Source organism: Pleomorphomonas sp. T1.2MG-36 (assembly GCF_950100655.1).
Taxonomy (GTDB): domain Bacteria; phylum Pseudomonadota; class Alphaproteobacteria; order Rhizobiales; family Pleomorphomonadaceae; genus Pleomorphomonas.
In genome coordinates this window covers 28,813-45,511 of the sequence record NZ_CATNLY010000053.1, presented here as the reverse complement: position 1 = coordinate 45,511, position 16,699 = coordinate 28,813, and the positions used below count along the sequence as shown (strand labels likewise).

At 66.2% G+C, this 16,699-nt stretch carries 13 protein-coding genes, 1 tRNA gene and 1 riboswitch; of the genes, 7 read left to right on the top strand and 7 right to left on the bottom strand.

Annotation, left to right across the window (positions count from 1 at the left end):
* Nucleotides 1–219: 219 nt before the first annotated feature.
* Together QQZ18_RS22885 and QQZ18_RS22880 are read right to left on the bottom strand one after the other, a co-directional pair.
* On the bottom strand, nt 220–2,055 hold the full coding sequence (locus QQZ18_RS22885) for a L,D-transpeptidase family protein (RefSeq protein WP_284543375.1): 1,836 nt from the start codon (nt 2,053–2,055) through the stop codon (nt 220–222).
* 115 nt (nt 2,056–2,170) lie between these two features.
* Complete coding sequence (locus QQZ18_RS22880) at nt 2,171–3,718, bottom strand: sigma-54-dependent transcriptional regulator (protein ID WP_284543372.1); 1,548 nt, start codon at nt 3,716–3,718, stop codon at nt 2,171–2,173.
* 182 nt (nt 3,719–3,900) lie between these two features.
* Here QQZ18_RS22880 and QQZ18_RS22875 point away from each other — a divergent pair, with 182 nt between their 5' ends.
* The 4 genes from QQZ18_RS22875 to QQZ18_RS22860 all read left to right on the top strand — a co-directional run bounded on the left by QQZ18_RS22875 (nt 3,901) and on the right by QQZ18_RS22860 (nt 9,086).
* Nucleotides 3,901–5,754 (top strand): M3 family oligoendopeptidase, encoded by a 1,854-nt coding sequence (locus tag QQZ18_RS22875; protein WP_284543370.1) that lies wholly within the window; start codon nt 3,901–3,903, stop codon nt 5,752–5,754.
* A 297-nt stretch (nt 5,755–6,051) separates the two neighbouring features.
* A complete protein-coding gene (locus QQZ18_RS22870) occupies nt 6,052–7,185 on the top strand; it encodes a Re/Si-specific NAD(P)(+) transhydrogenase subunit alpha (protein ID WP_284543369.1) in 1,134 nt (377 codons plus the stop codon).
* Nucleotides 7,186–7,210: 25 nt separating this feature from the next.
* Nucleotides 7,211–7,681 (top strand): proton-translocating transhydrogenase family protein, encoded by a 471-nt coding sequence (locus QQZ18_RS22865; RefSeq protein WP_446728701.1) that lies wholly within the window; start codon nt 7,211–7,213, stop codon nt 7,679–7,681.
* Nucleotides 7,682–7,691: 10 nt separating this feature from the next.
* On the top strand, nt 7,692–9,086 hold the full coding sequence (locus tag QQZ18_RS22860) for an NAD(P)(+) transhydrogenase (Re/Si-specific) subunit beta (RefSeq protein WP_284543365.1): 1,395 nt from the start codon (nt 7,692–7,694) through the stop codon (nt 9,084–9,086).
* Nucleotides 9,087–9,158: 72 nt separating this feature from the next.
* Here QQZ18_RS22860 and QQZ18_RS22855 read toward each other — a convergent pair whose 3' ends face one another.
* Nucleotides 9,159–10,547: an MATE family efflux transporter gene (locus QQZ18_RS22855; RefSeq protein ID WP_284543364.1), complete on the bottom strand. Its 1,389-nt coding sequence runs from the start codon at nt 10,545–10,547 to the stop codon at nt 9,159–9,161.
* 178 nt (nt 10,548–10,725) lie between these two features.
* On the bottom strand, nt 10,726–11,175 hold the full coding sequence (mntR, locus tag QQZ18_RS22850; RefSeq protein ID WP_284543361.1) for a manganese-binding transcriptional regulator MntR: 450 nt from the start codon (nt 11,173–11,175) through the stop codon (nt 10,726–10,728).
* Between the two features lie 237 nt (nt 11,176–11,412).
* On the opposite strand from mntR, the gene QQZ18_RS22845 reads away from it, so the two are divergent.
* Both QQZ18_RS22845 and QQZ18_RS22840 read left to right on the top strand, forming a co-directional pair.
* Nucleotides 11,413–12,738: an Nramp family divalent metal transporter gene (locus QQZ18_RS22845; protein WP_284543359.1), complete on the top strand. Its 1,326-nt coding sequence runs from the start codon at nt 11,413–11,415 to the stop codon at nt 12,736–12,738.
* Nucleotides 12,739–12,989: 251 nt separating this feature from the next.
* On the top strand, nt 12,990–13,598 hold the full coding sequence (locus QQZ18_RS22840; RefSeq protein ID WP_284543357.1) for a peroxiredoxin-like family protein: 609 nt from the start codon (nt 12,990–12,992) through the stop codon (nt 13,596–13,598).
* A gap of 87 nt (nt 13,599–13,685) precedes the next feature.
* On the opposite strand, the gene QQZ18_RS22835 is transcribed toward QQZ18_RS22840, so the two are convergent.
* Entirely contained in the window at nt 13,686–14,621 is a 936-nt protein-coding gene (locus QQZ18_RS22835) for an ABC transporter substrate-binding protein (RefSeq protein ID WP_284543356.1), read from the bottom strand.
* Between the two features lie 18 nt (nt 14,622–14,639).
* The gene (locus QQZ18_RS22830) at nt 14,640–15,413 is read right to left on the bottom strand and encodes an ABC transporter permease (protein ID WP_446728699.1); all 774 of its coding nucleotides are present in this window, start codon (nt 15,411–15,413) and stop codon (nt 14,640–14,642) included.
* Nucleotides 15,414–15,504: 91 nt separating this feature from the next.
* Nucleotides 15,505–15,619: riboswitch (TPP riboswitch) on the bottom strand.
* Between the two features lie 256 nt (nt 15,620–15,875).
* On the opposite strand from QQZ18_RS22830, the gene QQZ18_RS22825 reads away from it, so the two are divergent.
* Nucleotides 15,876–15,951, top strand: a tRNA-Glu gene (locus QQZ18_RS22825).
* A 134-nt stretch (nt 15,952–16,085) separates the two neighbouring features.
* Here QQZ18_RS22825 and QQZ18_RS22820 read toward each other — a convergent pair.
* Nucleotides 16,086–16,655, bottom strand: coding sequence for a BLUF domain-containing protein (locus tag QQZ18_RS22820; protein ID WP_284543354.1), 570 nt, complete (start codon nt 16,653–16,655; stop codon nt 16,086–16,088).
* Between the last annotated feature and the right edge of the window lie 44 nt (nt 16,656–16,699).

Sequence of the window (16,699 nt, the reverse complement as noted above, 5' to 3'; positions counted from 1 at the left end):
TTATTGGCGGAGAGAATTAAGCAACGGTTTACCGTAAGCCGATCTTGGCTTGCTTTGGCCTCGATGGTCGGAAAAATCCCCTGGATTTCACGGGCCGTACAATAGCCGCCACCGGTTAAAAGGCCAAGTGGGTAGTTTATGGCATGGTGGAAATGCCAAAAGACCTGCTCCGCCAAAGGCAAAGCGGGTTTTTTGGACTGATTGACCGGGTCTGGACGGTCAGACCTGCGACATGCCCAACGCCTTCTTGATGGCCTGGACGTGGCCGTAGATGTCGTCGCGGAGCTGCAGCTTTCCGCCCTCGTCCACGAAGGCGGTGAAGTAGGCCAGATGCACCTTGAGGTGGGTGGCGATGTCCACCCGCCGTTCGTCGCCGCCGAACATCGCCTGCAGCTTGGGTACCGTCCACTGCGGATCGCCCTGCAGCACGGCGTCGGCGAAGGCCATGGGATCGTCGACGCGCACGCAGCCGTGGCTGAAGGCGCGGACGTCACGGCCGAACAGGCTCCTGAGCGGCGTGTCGTGCAGGTAGACGGCGTGTTTGTTCGGGAACATGAACTTGATGTTGCCGAGCGCGTTGGCCTCGCCCGGCACCTGCCGGATGCCGACCGCCTTCACCGCGTTCTCGTCCCAGATGATGCGGGTCGGGTCGATGAGCTGGCCGTCCCAGGTCACCTCGTAGCCGTGGCGGGCAAAGTAGCCGGCCGGGTCGGCCTGGATCTGCGGCAGCATCTCCTTGACCTTGATCGACTCGGGAATGTGCCAGTAGGGATTGACCACCAGATACTGCATTTCGCCGGTGAACACCGGCGTCTGGTTGGCGACCTTGCCGACCACCACCCGAGCCTCATGCACCTGCTGTCCATGGCGGATCACGCGCACCTTGAACTCGGGGATGTTGACGAAGACGTAGTCCTGGCTGAGGTCGCGCGGCATCCAGCGCCACATTTCCATGTTGGCGATGATCTCGCCCTCGACGTCGCGATGGGCGCCGTTGAGAACGGCGATCGTGCGCGCACCGACCACGCCGTCGGCGGAGAGGCCGTTCTCCTTCTGGAAGGCCTCGACGGCGGCGACCAGCGCCTCGTCATAAAGGGCCGGCTCGATGCCTTCGGCGGGGGCGTCGAGGCCGAGCCGCTTGCGCAGGCCGGGCACGCCCTCGTCGCTCATGCCGGGCTTCAGCGACTTGGCGATTGCCACGGGTTCGGGTGCCGCGTCGGCCTTGCTCTTGGCGGCGCGCACCTCGGCCAGCATGGCCTTGAGGCGCTTGAAGCCGTCGGTCGGCGGGTTGAACCCTTCGAGCGCCGCAACGGGATCGGCTGCATTGGCGACGGTGGCGAGCGCCTTGTCGGCGGGAATGCGCTCGGGCGTGCGGGTGATGTCCTTGGAGATGGCCAGCGGCGCGACGCGGCCGCCGGAGGCCTGCTCGGCGAAGGTCGCCACCGCCATGGAGACGCGAAGGTCGGCGTTGGCGACGAGCTCGGTGGTGGCGGCCGAAAGGTCGGTGTCGGGCAGCGCGTAGTCGAGCGGGTTGAGGCCGTCTTCCACGGCGTCGGCGAGGCGGGCGATCGTCGCCTTGGCCTTGTCCGAATAATGATCGCCCACGACCCACAGCGGCTGGTTGCCGCGCGCCGCGTAGACCTTGGCAACGGCGTCGGCGCGGCGGCGGGCATCGCCGGTCGCCGAGGCGACGACCTTGGCGATCTCGGCGACGATCGCCTGATCGACGGGCATGCCCGGGACGGTGGCGACGACGGCGGGTGCCGGCTCGACGGCCGGCGTCGCTGCGGGCGTGACGGCTTCCGTCGTCGGCGCTGCGGGCTCCACCGCGGGCGAAGCCGCAACGGGGGCGGCCGGAGCCGCGGCGCCCGGGGGCGGCGTGGCGGCGTCGGTGGCCGGCGGCAGGGCCTTGCTTTCGACGGCCTCCGGCGTGGCGGTCGCCTTGGCGCCCAACGGGTCGAAGCCGGTCTCGGCGAGCGCCGGCAGGGCGGTGAGGCCGATCACGGCGGTGGAGAGGAGAAACCGGGACAGCGAGGAGATCATAACGTTCACCACGTCCATTCCTGTGGGGCGTACGGCCAGACAAGAATTGTCATAGAAGTCTGTTTGGCGGTTCGGCGATCCATCGACAAGGCCGACACACCGCCAAAGGTCGATTACGGGCTTCTTGTTACTCGGCGGCCACACCCGTGTCATCGTCCTCGCCGTCGGCGAGGCCATATTCCTTGAGTTTGCGGTAGAGCGTCGAGCGGCCGATGCCGAGGCGACGCGCCACTTCGGCCATGCGGCCGCCGTAATGGTCGATGGCGAGGCGGATCATCTCCTCCTCGATGGCGACGAGCTGGCGCACGTGGCCATCGTCGGCCAGCGAGCGCAGGAAGCCGAAGGGGGCAGGGTCGTTACCGGGGCCAGAGTGGACGGCGACGCCGATGAGGCCGTCCTCGGCCGCCACCGTTTGCGGGGCCGTCTCGATGACCAAGGGGTCGGTCAGCGGCGCGTCGGTTCCCTCGACCCGGCGAAGGGCCGAGACGTGGCCGGTCTGCGCGGCGATCTGCGGGAATTCGTCGACGGTCAGTTCGCCGCCGTCGCCGAGGATGACCGCCCGGAAGACGGCGTTTTCCAACTGGCGGATGTTGCCCGGCCAGTTGAAGGCGCTGAGCATGGCGACGGCGTCGGGCCGGATGCCGGTGATGCGACGCTTGCCCTCCTCGGCGGCGAAACGCGACACGAAGTGATCGACCAGCAGCGGTATGTCCTCGCGACGGTCGCGCAGCGGCGGCACGAAGATGGGGTAGACGTTGAGGCGGTAGTAGAGGTCCTCGCGGAACCGACCTTCCTTGACCATGTCGAGAAGGCGCCGGTTGGTGGCGGAGATCAGGCGGAAATCCACCTTCTGCGACCGGCGGGCGCCGACCGGCTCGATCTCGCCTTCCTGGATGGCGCGCAGCAGCTGGACCTGGATGTCGAGTGGCAGTTCGCCGACCTCGTCGAGGAACAGCGTGCCGGTGTGCGCTTCCTGGAACTTGCCGGTGTGACGGTCGATGGCGCCGGTGAATGCCCCCTTCTCGTGGCCGAACAGCGTGCTCTGGACGAGGTTTTCCGGAATGGCGCCGCAGTTGACGGTGACGAAGGGCTTGGTTCGGCGATCGGACGCATTCTGGATGGCGCGGGCGACCAGTTCCTTGCCGACGCCGCTCTCCCCCTCGATCAGGATGGGAATGCCCGAGGTGGCGGCGCGTTCGCCGAGGCGCAGGACGCGGGCCATCTCCGGGCTCTTGGTGATGATGTCGCGGAAGCCGAGGCCGGAGGTTGCCGGCCGGCGGGCGCGGCGAATCTCGCCTTCTAGCGCCGTGACCTTCAACGCGTTCTGGATCGAGACGGCGAGGCGCTCGTGGTTGACCGGCTTGACGATGAAGTCGAAGGCGCCGGCCCGCATGGCGCCGACCACCGTGTCGATGGAGCCGCGCGAGGTCTGGACGATCACCGGAATGGTTTCGCCGGCCTTGGCCAGGCGTTCGAGCACCGCCATGCCGTCGAGGTCGGGCATGACGAGGTCGAGAATCATCAGATGGAAATCGCCGCGTGCGGCGGCCAGCATGGCAAGACCGGCCTCGCCGCCGTCGGCGGTGACCGCCTCGTGACCGAAGCGCTTGACGGCCTCCTCGAGGAGGCGGCGCTGAATCGGATCGTCGTCGACGATCAGGATGCGAGCGGCCATGGGTTAGTCCGTCCTTCCGCGTCTGTGCCAATTCGGGGCACTGTGCCGGTCCAAGGGTTAAGAGAAGGTTAGGCCAAGGCGCCCCATCCCCCATTTTCGCCGACATTTCCGTTGATCCTTGGCGGCCCGAACACGTAGTCTTGCGCATGGGTGCCCTGCGCCGCTTTTGGAGTTGTCGTTCGATGAGCCGTTTCCGTCTGCCCCGTCCCGTCTTCCATCCTGCCGATGCCGGCGCCGTAGCCGAGGCACTGCCGGAGTGGGATCTGTCGGCGCTTTACGCCTCGCCCGACGATCCGGCCATCGAGCGCGACATCGAGGCGGCGGCCGATGCCGCCAGGGATCTCGCCGGTCGGGCCAAGGGGCGGCTGGAGGCGATCCTCAAGGCGCCGGACGGCGCCGCCGTCTTCGCCGCGCTGATCGCCGACTACGAGAAGCTGCAGGATCTTCTGGGCCGGGTGATGTCCTATGCCGGTCTTCTTTATTCGGGCGACACCACCGATCCCCAGCGCATGAAGTTCTACGGCGACGTCCAGGAGAAGATCACCGCCATCTCCTCCGGCCTGCTGTTCTTCGAACTGGAAATCAACCGGATCGACGACGGCCTGATCGAGGCCGGCTTCGCCGATCCGGCGCTCGCCCACTACCGGCCCTGGCTCACCGACATTCGCCTCGACAAGCCCTATCAGCTCGAGGACCGGGTGGAGGAGCTGTTCCACGAGAAGTCGATCACCGCCTATTCGGCCTGGAACCGCCTGTTCGACGAGACCATCGCCGGCCTGCGCTTCCCCGTCGACGGCGAGGACCTGGCGATCGAGCCGACCCTGCACCTGCTGCAGGAGACGGACCCGGCCAAGCGCAAGGCGGCGGCCGAGGCGCTCGGCAACGTGTTCAGCGACAACATCGGCATCTTCGCCCGCATCACCAACACGCTCGCCAAGGACAAGGAGATTTCCGACCGTTGGCGCGGCTTCAAGGACATCGCCGACTCGCGTCATCTTGCCAACCGCGTCGAGCGCGAGGTGGTCGATGCGCTGGTCGAGGCGGTGCGGGCGGCCTATCCGCGCCTCAGCCATCGCTACTACCAGCTCAAGGCGCGCTGGATGGGCGGCGAGACCATGCCTTACTGGGATCGCAACGCGCCGCTGCCCGGCGCGGTCACGCGGCAGGTGTCGTGGGGCGAGGCCAAGGCCACGGTGCTCGACGCCTACGGTCGCTTTTCGCCGAAGATGGCCGACATCGCCCGTCGCTTCTTCGACGAGCGTTGGATCGACGCGCCGGTGCGGCCGGGCAAGTCACCGGGCGCCTTCGCCCATCCGACCGTGCCGTCGGCGCATCCTTACGTGCTGCTCAACTATCTCGGGCGCACGCGCGACGTGATGACGCTGGCCCACGAACTCGGCCACGGCGTGCATCAGGTGCTGGCCGGCCGGCAGGGCGCGCTGATGGCGCCGACACCGCTGACGCTGGCCGAGACGGCCTCGGTGTTCGGCGAGATGCTGACCTTCCAGTCGCTGCTTCGCAATGCGGCGACGCCGGCGGAAAAGCGGACACTGCTCGCCTCCAAGGTCGAGGACATGCTCAACACGGTGGTGCGGCAGATCGCCTTCTATTCGTTCGAGCGCAAGGTGCACGCCGCCCGCCGCGAGGGCGAGCTGACGGCCGACCGCATCAACGAGGCCTGGCTCTCCGTGCAGGGCGAAAGCCTCGGTCCGGCCATCACCGTCGGTCCGGGCTACGAGACCTTCTGGGCCTACATCCCGCATTTCATCCACTCGCCGTTCTACGTCTACGCCTACGCCTTCGGCGATTGCCTGGTGAACTCGCTCTACGCCGTGTTCGAAACGGCCGAGGCCGGGTTCCAGGACAAGTACTTCGCCATGCTGGAGGCCGGCGGCACCAAGCACCACACGGAGCTTCTCAAGCCCTTCGGTCTCGATGCCTCCGATCCCGCCTTCTGGCAGATGGGGCTTTCGGTGATCGAGCGGATGATCGGCGAGCTGGAAGTGCTCGACGCCAGTATCGCCCGGCAGGGCTGAGCGCATCGCCCATCGTTCATAAGTATTTGCGCGGAAACGCAGAAAACCCGTCGGTTCGCCGACGGGTTTTTCCTTTTGGGTCAACTACTTATCGGGAAATGACGTGCAAGTGCGGCCCGGTCCGGTTTTGCACAGGCCGAACGTTACGTTGCATTACGCAAGCAAAAGGCTCTAGGAGTTTTTCCGGAGGTCCGGTCGGCCTCGGCCCGTCGTCCGGGGAGGGGCGGTGGGGAACGGGGGCTCCTTTCGGATAGCCCTCTCGATGCCGGCGCCCGAAAGACACCCTGGAGAAGCTCAATGAAGATTGCGGTGTTGAAAGAACCCGATCCCGAGGAGGGACGCGTTGCCATCACGCCCGAGACGGCCAAGCGCTTTATCGGCCTTGGTGCCACCGTGTTCGTGGAGGCCGGAGCGGGCCTGCGGTCGCTTATCCTGGACTTCGACTACACGATGGTCGGCGCCGTGATGACCGAGACCGCCGCGGACACCGTACGCGATGCCGACGTGGTTCTGACCGTGCGACGTCCGTCGCCGGATGTGCTGTCCCAGCTCAAGAAGGGCGCGCTCGCCATCGCCATGATGGATCCCTATGGCGACGATGCCGCCATCAAGGCCATGGCCGACACCGGCGTCACCGCCTTCGCCATGGAGTTCATGCCGCGCATCACCCGAGCGCAGGTGATGGACGTTCTCTCGAGCCAGGCCAACCTCGCCGGCTATCAGGCGGTGATCGATGCCGCCTCCGAGTATGGCCGCGCCTTTCCGATGATGATGACGGCGGCCGGCACGGTGCCGGCGGCGCGCGTCTTCGTGATGGGCGCCGGCGTTGCCGGTCTTCAGGCCATCGCCACCGCCCGGCGTCTCGGCGCCGTGGTGACGGCGACCGACGTGCGCCCCGCCGCCAAGGAGCAGGTTGAAAGCCTGGGCGCCAAGTTCGTCGCCGTCGAGGACGAGGAATTCAAGCAGGCCGAGACGGCGGCGGGCTACGCCAAGCCGATGTCGGCCGAATACCAGGCCAAGCAGGCAGCGCTGGTCGCCGAGCACATCAAGAAGCAGGACATCGTCATCACCACGGCGCTGATCCCGGGCCGGCCGGCGCCGCGCCTCGTTTCGGCGGACATGGTGAAGTCGATGAAGCCGGGCTCGGTGCTGGTCGACCTCGCCGTCGAGCGTGGCGGCAACGTCGAAGGCGCGCGTCTCGGCGAGGTGGTGACGACGCCGGAGGGCATCCGCATCGTCGGCCACAAGAACGTGCCCGGCCGCATCGCCGCCACCGCCTCCCAGCTCTACGCCAAGAACCTCTTCGCCTTCGTCGAGACGCTGATCGACAAGAAGGACAAGGTTCTGGCCGTCAACTGGGACGACGAACTCGTCAAGGCGACCGCGCTGACGCGCGAGGGCGCCGTCATCCATCCCGCCTTTCTGAACTGACGCGGAGACCCGTCCGATGTCCTCTATGCTCACGGCCGAACAGGCCCTTGAACAGGCGCGGATCGCCGCGCGCGCGGCGGCCGACGCCGCCCGCGCCGCCGAAGCCGCTGCCAACGCCGCCGCCGATGCCGTCGCCTCCGGTCAGGCGGGCACCACCGCCGACGTGGCGGCCGCCGCCGCTCATGCCCTGTCGGGCGGGGTGATCGACCCCTTCGTCTTCCGCCTGTCCATCTTCGTGCTGGCGATCTTCGTCGGCTACTACGTGGTCTGGTCGGTGACGCCGGCACTGCACACGCCGCTGATGGCGGTGACCAACGCCATCTCCTCGGTGATCATCGTCGGCGCGCTGCTCGCCGTCGGCGTCGAGTTCCTGGCGCCGGGCACCGGCGTGTCGCGCGGCTTCGGCTTCGTCGCCGTCATCCTGGCATCGGTGAATATCTTCGGTGGCTTCCTGGTCACCAGTCGCATGCTCGCCATGTACAAGAAAAAGCACTGAGGACACGGACATGACAGCCAATATATCCGCCGTCCTCTACCTGATCTCCGGAGCGCTGTTCATCCTGGCGCTCAGGGGGCTCTCCAGCCCGGTGACGGCCCGGCGCGGCAACCTTCTCGGCATGCTCGGCATGGCGATCGCCATCGGCACGACGCTCGCCTCGATCAAGCCGTCCTTCGGCGCCTATGCGCTGATCGTCGTCGGCCTCGCCATCGGTGGCGGCGCCGGCGCCTACATCGCGCGCAAGATCGCCATGACGGCCATGCCGCAACTGGTCGCCGCCTTCCACTCGCTGGTCGGCCTCGCCGCCGTGCTGGTGGCCGCAGCGGCGCTCTATGCGCCGGAGGCCTTCGGCATCGGTCTGCCCGGTTCGATCCACGGGCAGGCGCTGGTCGAGATGAGCCTCGGCGTCGCCATCGGCGCCATCACCTTCACCGGCTCGGTGATCGCCTTCCTGAAGCTCGACGGCCGGATGAGCGGCAAGCCCATCATCCTGCCCTTCCGCCACATCGTCAACGCGGCGCTGGCGGCGCTGCTGGTGGTGCTGGTGGTGGTGCTGGTCAACACGGAAAGCCACTTCGTGTTCTGGCTGATCGTGCTGGTGTCGCTGGCCTTCGGCGGCCTCATGATCATCCCGATCGGCGGCGCCGACATGCCCGTCGTGGTCTCCATGCTCAACAGCTACTCGGGCTGGGCGGCGGCCGGCATCGGCTTCACGCTGGGCAACACGGCGCTGATCGTCACCGGCGCGCTGGTCGGCTCGTCGGGCGCCATCCTCAGCTACATCATGTGCAAGGGCATGAACCGCTCGTTCGTCTCCGTCATTCTCGGCGGCTTCGGCGGCGAGACGGCGGCGGCCAGTGGCGAGGTTGAACAGCGGCCGGTCAAGCAGGGTTCGGCCGAGGACGCTGCCTTCATCATGAAGAACGCCTCCAAGGTGATCATCGTGCCGGGCTACGGCATGGCGGTGGCCCAGGCCCAGCACGCGCTGCGCGAGATGGCCGACAAGCTGAAGGCGGAGGGCGTCGAGGTGAAGTACGCCATCCACCCGGTGGCCGGTCGCATGCCCGGCCACATGAACGTGCTGCTCGCCGAGGCGTCGGTGCCCTATGACGAGGTGTTCGAGCTCGAGGACATCAACTCCGAGTTCGCGCAGGCCGACGTCGCCTTCGTCATCGGCGCCAACGACGTGACCAACCCCGCCGCCAAGACGGACAAGACCTCGCCGATCTACGGCATGCCGATCCTCGACGTCGAGAAGGCCGGCACGGTGCTGTTCGTCAAGCGCGGCATGGGCTCGGGCTATGCCGGCGTCGAGAACGAGCTGTTCTTCCGCGACAACACCATGATGCTGTTCGCCGACGCCAAGAAGATGGTGGAGACCATCGTCAAGAACCTCGAATGAGGCTCATGACAAGGTGAAAAAAAAGGGCCGTCGCGGTGAACGCGGCGGCCCTTTCTTTTTCGTGTATCGTGATCACGCCGGCTCGCGGTGGAAGATGCCCCAGGCGAGGTGGTGGCGGCGGGCGTTCCAGACCAGCAGGGCGGCCACCACGCCCCACATCACCACGTCGCCGACCGGATAGGCGATCCAGATGCCGAACTCGCCGGCCACCACCGGTAGCAGCGCGAGCAGCGGCAGGCCGATGACATAGGTGCGGACGAGGTTGAGGATCGCCGCGCTGCCGGCCATGCCGAGCGCCTGATAGTAGCCGCCGAGCACCATCAACGGCGCCGAGAATGCGTAGGTGGCGGTGGTGATCGGCATGATGCGCGCCACCTCGTCGATGACCCGCGGGTCATCGACGAACAGCGCGCCGAGCGGCCGGGCGAGAAACACGAACATGCTCTCGAAGACGGCGGCGTAGACGATCGCGACGGAGAAGGCGATCTTCAGCGTCGCCCTGACCCGGTCGTGCTGGCCGGCGCCGAAGTTGTTGCCGGCGATCGACTGGCAGGCCATCGTGATGCCGAGCAGCGGCAGGAAGGCGAAGGTCAACACGCGAGTGAACACGCCGTAGGCGGCGACCGTGGCCGTCGGATCGGCGGTCGGCCAGAGCTGGATGTCGGCGATGATCATGCCGCTCGACAGGCTGATGCCGAGGAGGCCGAGCGACGGCGGCGCGCCGAGGGCCAGCATCTCCTTCCAGTTGGCGAGAAACGAGCCGGTGCCGTGGGCGTAGAGCGGCAGCCGCGTGCGCCCGCTGAGGCGCAGGAACAGCACGGCGGCGATCGCCACCACCTGAGCCAGCACCGTGCCGGCGGCCGAGCCGGCGACGCCGAGGCCGAACGGGCCGATCAGGATGTAGTTGAAGACGATGTTGAGCAGCGTCACGGCGATGGCGACGGCGGCCATGGTGCCGACCTTGCCCTCCGACCGCAATGCGTCGCCCTGAATCGACAGGAAGAAGCTGAACGGCGAGAATACCACCATGATGGCGGTGAACTCGAAGCCCATGCGGGCGATCTCGGGGTCGCCTTCCGACAGGGCGTGCGTCAGCGGCCCGCCGACGAAGAACAGCGCCAGGATCAGCACGCCGCAGACGACGAGGGCCAGAAGGTTGGCGGCGTTGAGCGTGCCCTCGGCGGCGCGGATGTCGCCGGCGCCGATCTCGCGGGCGATGATGGACGCCATGCCGGACGACACCATGCTCTGCAAGGCGACGATCAGCATCATCACCGGGAACATCAGCGTCACGGCGGTGAGCGCCTTCGGTCCGGCGAGGCGGCCGAGCAGCAGTGCGTCGACCACGGTGTAGAGGCCGCTCACGGCCATGAACAGCACGATGGGTGCGGCTGTGCGCAGGAACACGCGCGCCAGCGACCCGTGAAGATAGGGATTATGCGCTTGGTCTTGTTCGGACATGACTTGCCCCCGGTTCACTCCGGCAAACAGATGAGGGGCCCGCGTTGCCGCACGTCGGAGTGCGAAAAACCGATAGAGACAAGAAAGCTGGCTTCACCAATGCTCAAGGGCATGCGGGCGGCCGGTGCCAGGAACCGGCGCCGAAGTAGAGCTTCGCGGAATGGTTGTCAATGCCAATTCAATCGCGGCCGTCGAGGTAGGCCTCGAAAGCCTTGAGGGTCGTCTCGGAGACGTAGTGCTCGATGCCCTCGGCGTCCATTTCGGCCGCTTCCGGCGGCACGCCGACGGCGATCAGCAGTCGGACCACCAGGCGATGGCGGGCCTTGACCTCGCGCGCCATGGCGGCGCCGGCTTCGGTGAGGAACACGCCGCGATAGGGCCGGGAAATCACCAGGCCCTCGCGCTTCAGGCGGAGCACCGCCTTGTTGGCGGTGGGGTGGGTGACGCCGAGCCGGCGGGCGATGTCGGTGATGCGAGCCTCGCCGAATTCCTCGATGAGGTCGGCGATCAGTTCGGTGTAGTCCTCGAACAGAGCCGTCGAGCGGATGGCGCGAGCGTTGGTGAAGCGGTCGGCGTCGGTCATCTCCGAGGCGGTTTCGGGGCCGGGAGGAAGATCATCCCTCGACATGTCCTGTCCTTCGCGGGTCCTGTTTCCTGAGCCGTCCGCGAGCTTTGCCGCCGCGACGCTTCAATGTCGCGGCACACTATGCAGCCCCGGCTACGATTTGCAATCGACAATCAGGGGCAAATCCCCAGCGGAACCGAAAGCGGGGCATCAGATTTTATTGCAAGTCAGTCGCATCTGGCTTGACAGAAATGTAGCCGATGCTATATTTCCAAGCATAGGAAACTTCGGGTGCCCCCCATGTCCGCTCTCTCCCAGTCCGCCGTCAGCGTTACCCCCTCCGGAATGACCAGCCGCACGTCGCTGGCGATCTCCGAAGCGCTGGCGGGACGGCTGAAGGGACCACGGGCCATGCTGGCCTTCATGGGTCCTGCGGTGATCGCCTCCATCGCCTACATGGACCCCGGCAACTACGCCACCAACATCGGGGCCGGCGCCGGCTACGGCTACGCGCTGATCTGGGTGGTGGTGATGGCCAACATGGTCGCCATGCTGTTCCAGGCGCTGTCGGCCAAGCTCGGCATCGTCACCGGTCGCAACCTCGCCGAAATGAGCCGCGACCGGTTTCCTTTCCCGGTGGTGATCTTCATGTGGATCGTCTCCGAGATCGCCGCCATGGCCACCGACCTCGCCGAGTTCCTGGGCGGTGCCATCGGCCTGTCGCTGCTGTTCGGCACCTCGCTCTTTACCGGCATGGTGATCACCGCGCTCGTCACCTACGCGCTTCTGATGTTCGATCGCGGCGGTTTCCGGCCGATGGAGCTGATCATCGGCGGGCTCGTCGGCGTCATCGGCGTCAGCTACCTGATCGAGATGCTGATCGCCCCGATCGACTGGTCGGCCGCCGCCGCCGGTGCCGTCACCCCGGTTCTGCCGGATGCCGGCGCGCTGACCCTTGCGGTCGGCATCATCGGCGCCACCGTCATGCCGCACGCCGTCTATCTGCACTCCGGCCTCACCCAGCACCGCGTCCCGGTGCGCAACGAGGGCGAGCGCCGCAAGGTTCTGAAGTTCTCCAACATCGAAGTGGTGGCGGCGCTGGCCGTCGCCGGCCTCGTCAACATCGCCATGGTCATGATGGCCGCCTCGGCCTTCCACGCCGGCCACAGCGACGTCGCCGAGATCGAGACCGCCTATCACACCCTGACCCCGCTGCTCGGCGCCGCCGCGGCTGGCGTGTTCCTGGTGTCGCTGATCGCCTCCGGCATCTCCTCGTCGGTGGTGGGCACCATGGCCGGCCAGATGATCATGCAGGGCTTCGTCCGCATGGAGATCCCGGTGTTCGTCCGCCGCCTCGTCACCATGGTGCCGGCCTTCGCCGTGGTCGCCGCCGGCGTCAATGCCACCGACGCGCTGGTCATCAGCCAGGTGGTGCTGTCGCTGTCGCTGCCGGTGCCGATGATCGCGCTGGTGCTGCTCACCCGCCGGGCCGACATCATGGGCTCCTATGCCAATGGCCGGCTGACCGACGCCCTGGCGATCGCCGCCACCGTGCTGGTGCTGTCGCTCAACGCCGTGCTGGTGGCCGGCGCGCTGGGCCTGGAAATTCCCGGCCTCGCCGGCTGATCGGAGCGGCGCGCCGGGCCGCCGAGGCGGCCCGATTGCCCATTCCGAGGCGCTTTGTTCCTCAAAATGGGTCTAAGGAGCACGAGAAGCCCCTCTATCTACGAGACTTTCGGCTACCTCCGCGAATCGTGATGGTGGACTTCTTAACCTGTGAACGCACAATAAGCAGATTAGGGGTGTCAAGAAGAGTGGCGATCTCCGCCATTCCTGTCGTATAGTCTTGCGACGAGCCCTGCGAGTGCCGCGTTCCGATGTCCATGCCCGCCCGCCTCATTCCGAACCAGCCGGTTCCCCCGCTCAGGGTGAAGACCGTCGGCGGTCCGTGCTGGCGGCTGTGCGACCAGAAGCCTCAGCATTTCACGCTGGTCCTGTTCTATCGTGGCCTGCACTGCGGTTTCTGCAAAACGCAGCTCCAGGCCTACGAGGCGCGCTACGACGAGTTCCGCAAGCTCGGCGTCCGCGTGCTGGCCGTCTCCGCCGACGACCGCGAGCGTGCCGAGAGGACGGTGCGCGACTGGCACCTCGACGAGCTGACGGTCTGCTGGGGCCTGACCATCGATCAGGCGCGCGACTGGGGCCTTTATCTCAGCGAGGGCCGGGGCAAGTCCTATGACGGCATCGAGGAGCCGAACTGGTTCGTCGAGCCCGGCATGTTCTTCATCAAGCCCGACGGCCGCCTCTATGCCGGCTTCGTCCAGACGGTGCCGGTGGCCCAGCCGCGCATCGACGACGTGATCGCCGGCATTCGCTTCGCCATCGAAACCGCCTCCGAACCACCGGGCGGCGCCGATGAGGATGCCTGCCGCGGCGAAGATTGCGGTTGCGTGGAGCCGGTCAAGCTCGCCGTCTGCAAGGGCTGAAGCCGCGCCTTTCTCTCATGTCCAGTCGAACAGGCGCCCGAAAGCCGAGACTGCTTCCGGGCGGTTCTGTTTTCGGCGCGCAGACGGTCAGCGCAGTTCCACCGCGTAGTCCTCGACCGGCTTCACCGTCTTGATCAGACCGGCGTCCTTCATGAACTGCGAAAAGCGGGCATAGCGGCCGGCGTCGAGCGCGGCGGGGCGCTTGGCAAAGCGCGGCAGCGTGTCGGCCCAGGCGCGGCGGTTGAGCTCGTCATCGAGGTCGGGGTAGGCCTTGATGAACATCGCCCAGGCGTCGTCCGGGTGGTTGGTGAGGTAGATGGTCGCCTCCTCGACGGCGGCGAGGAACTCCGGCAGCCGCTTGTCGCCGACGAGATCCTTGCGCGTCACGTAGATCAGCTCGTCGTAAGCCGGCATGCCGTTCTCTTCCGGATAGAAGGCGAGGCCCTCGTGCCCTTCGATCTTCATCTGGTTGAGCTCGAAGTTGCGATAACCGCCGACCACTGCGTCGACCTGGCCGGCGAGCAGCGATGCCGACAGCGCGAAGTTGACATTGATCAGCTCGACGTCGCCGACGCCGAGACCGGCGGTCTTCAGGAACTGGCCGAGCATGGCATCCTCGAAGCCGGACACCGAATAGCCGATCTTGCGGCCCTTGAGATCGGCCAGCGACTTCACCGGGCCGTCCTTCAGGACGATCAGCGTGTTGAGCGGCGTCTCGATCAGCGTGCCGAAGCGCACCAGCGGCAGGCCGGCATCGACGTCGAGGTCGAGGCTCGGTTGGTAGTGCAGCGCCACGTCGGCCTGACCGGCGGCGACGAGGCGCGGCGGTGACGACGGGTCGGCCGGCGCGACGAGGTCGACATCGAGGCCGTGGGCGGAGAACATGCCCTTTTCCTTGGCGATCACCAACGGCGCATGATCGGGATTGACGAACCATTCGAGCATCACCGACAGCTTTTCGGCGGCCGACGCCGGGGTGGCGGCGAACATCAGGGCGGCGGCGAGGGCGGGAAGAAGGCGCATGACGGGTCCTTTCGAAGGTCAGTCTTTTTCGATCCAGGGGATGAGGCGAAGCGTCAGCCGGTCGACGGCGATCTTCAGAAGCAGCGTGGCGGCGGCGAGCACGCCGAGGGCGGCGAACAGGAGCGGCGTCTGCATGCGGGCATTGGCCTGCACCATCAGCAGGCCGAGGCCGCGCGAGGCGCCAACCCATTCGCCGATCACCGCGCCGATCGGCGCGTAGACGGCGGCGACGCGGATGCCGGTGACCAGCGCCGGCAGGGCGGCCGGCACGCGGATCAGCCGCAGCGTGCGGAAGGCGCCGGCGCCGTTGAGGCGGGCGAGGTCAAGGAAGTGCGGCGGCGTGCGGCGAAGGCCATCGGCGAAGGACGAGGCGACGGGGAAGAAGATCACCAACGTCGTCATCACCACCTTGGAGGCGAGGCCGAAGCCGAACCACAGCACCAGGAGTGGCGCCAGCGCGAACACCGGCAACGCCTGGCTGACGACCAGGAGCGGCGACAGCAGCCGGTTGGCGAGCGGTGAAGCGGAAACGGCGAGCCCGGCCAGAAGGCCGAAGGCGATGCCGGCGGCAAGGCCGAGCAGGGTTTCGATCAGCGTGATGCCGGCTTCCGTCAGAAGGCGCGAGCCATAGGCGCCATAGGCGGCGACCACGTCGCCCGGCGAGGGCAGGAGGAAGGCGGGGAGGGCGAGGCCCGTCGCCGCCACCTGCCACAAGACCAGCACGGCGCCGAACGACACCAGCGCCTGGATGGCGACGCCGCGACCGGCGGCAAGCATCGTCTTCGGCTGCATCTTCATCCCCATCGCACACCGCGCCCGGACGGGCGAATAGGCCAGCGGCGTTGGGGGAGACATGGCTGGATGTGCCGCGTGCGACGCGGCTTAGGCCATGAGGTTCCGTCCCTTCGCCGGTATGACCCGGATCAGGTTCGAAGGGTTCGATCCGCCTTGCGGATCATCTCAGCCCTCCCGGATGGAGGACACCCCTCGGAACGGCGACAGTTATGACCGCCCGGGACGCCGATGTCCAGAGCGTAGGGACGGACGGGTCGCGACGGCGGGATCGGAGAGGGGTCCCCGCGGGGTAGGAGACGGACAGGCGACATGGCCCCACCCGGGTGCGAGGGCGGCTTTCCGCCAATGGCGCGCGGCTGCCCCCAGGGCTCCGTAAAAGCCGAGCCGGAAAATGAAATTCCCCCTTGCGCTCTCCAAGGGGCTTCGCTATATCCGCCCCACGCTTTCAGAGCGTACCGCGCTCCCATCGTCTAGCGGTCCAGGACGTCGCCCTCTCACGGCGAAAACACCGGTTCGATTCCGGTTGGGAGTGCCAAAAAAACAATAGCTCAGCTCATTGCAGTCCGTTCGGCCATGATGACCGTCACGGGTGGCCGATGTCATTGTACGGCGCGTTGGTTGATGAGCCCAAGGTGATACACCTTATTTGCATATCGCTTTGTGGCGCCTTCACGCGTTCCCAGCTGGCTTGTTAGAAAGCGGCCTATTGGTCCCGATCTTGATGGTCTCAATCCCGGAGTCCTGCCTGGGAGAAGATGGCCGTTGCTGTGGTGCCTGCGGAATAGACATTCGCTGTTCAGCAAGGCCAGTGCGCTGTACGTATAGTGTGTCGAGAGCGCAGAAGTCTCTGATGAAGTCGAGAACCCCAACTGCGGACATGTTTGCCGGGTTGATATCTACCGTTGGGCAGTATTTTAGGTAAAGCCGCTCGGCATCGATCGTCCGTCCTGCGTACCCGACAGCCCAGCCTTCGAAAATACGTTTATCAATTGCGCTCAATGCAATAACTGTTATCTCTTCAAACCGTTTATCTTCAAAAAGCGAGTGTATCCTTTTCGAGACCTGATCTCGAGCGCCCTCTACAGCCTCCATCATGTATTTTTCGTTGAAGACGAGGCCACCGGTCAGTCCGGAGGCAGGGCTGTAGTCACTTGCAGCCGCTAGAATGCTTTTGATCGCTCCGGCGGACTCGCCGACTTTCATATTGGTACGGCCGTACAATACGAGGCGAGATAGCATGCTATAAAGCTCCAGTATATTTCTCTGGTCGCTTTAAAATTTAG

What these genes read in the sequence shown, in the direction of transcription:
- QQZ18_RS22880 (WP_284543372.1), bottom strand. Translation starts at nt 3,718, where the DNA reads ATGGCCGCTCGCATCCTGATCGTCGACGACGATCCGATTCAGCGCCGC.
- QQZ18_RS22875 (WP_284543370.1), top strand. Translation starts at nt 3,901, where the DNA reads ATGAGCCGTTTCCGTCTGCCCCGTCCCGTCTTCCATCCTGCCGATGCC.
- QQZ18_RS22870 (WP_284543369.1), top strand. Translation starts at nt 6,052, where the DNA reads ATGAAGATTGCGGTGTTGAAAGAACCCGATCCCGAGGAGGGACGCGTT.
- QQZ18_RS22865 (WP_446728701.1), top strand. Translation starts at nt 7,211, where the DNA reads ATGCTCACGGCCGAACAGGCCCTTGAACAGGCGCGGATCGCCGCGCGC.
- QQZ18_RS22860 (WP_284543365.1), top strand. Translation starts at nt 7,692, where the DNA reads ATGACAGCCAATATATCCGCCGTCCTCTACCTGATCTCCGGAGCGCTG.
- QQZ18_RS22855 (WP_284543364.1), bottom strand. Translation starts at nt 10,547, where the DNA reads ATGTCCGAACAAGACCAAGCGCATAATCCCTATCTTCACGGGTCGCTG.
- mntR (WP_284543361.1), bottom strand. Translation starts at nt 11,175, where the DNA reads ATGTCGAGGGATGATCTTCCTCCCGGCCCCGAAACCGCCTCGGAGATG.
- QQZ18_RS22845 (WP_284543359.1), top strand. Translation starts at nt 11,413, where the DNA reads ATGTCCGCTCTCTCCCAGTCCGCCGTCAGCGTTACCCCCTCCGGAATG.
- QQZ18_RS22840 (WP_284543357.1), top strand. Translation starts at nt 12,990, where the DNA reads ATGTCCATGCCCGCCCGCCTCATTCCGAACCAGCCGGTTCCCCCGCTC.
- QQZ18_RS22835 (WP_284543356.1), bottom strand. Translation starts at nt 14,621, where the DNA reads ATGCGCCTTCTTCCCGCCCTCGCCGCCGCCCTGATGTTCGCCGCCACC.
- QQZ18_RS22830 (WP_446728699.1), bottom strand. Translation starts at nt 15,413, where the DNA reads ATGCAGCCGAAGACGATGCTTGCCGCCGGTCGCGGCGTCGCCATCCAG.
- QQZ18_RS22820 (WP_284543354.1), bottom strand. Translation starts at nt 16,655, where the DNA reads ATGCTATCTCGCCTCGTATTGTACGGCCGTACCAATATGAAAGTCGGC.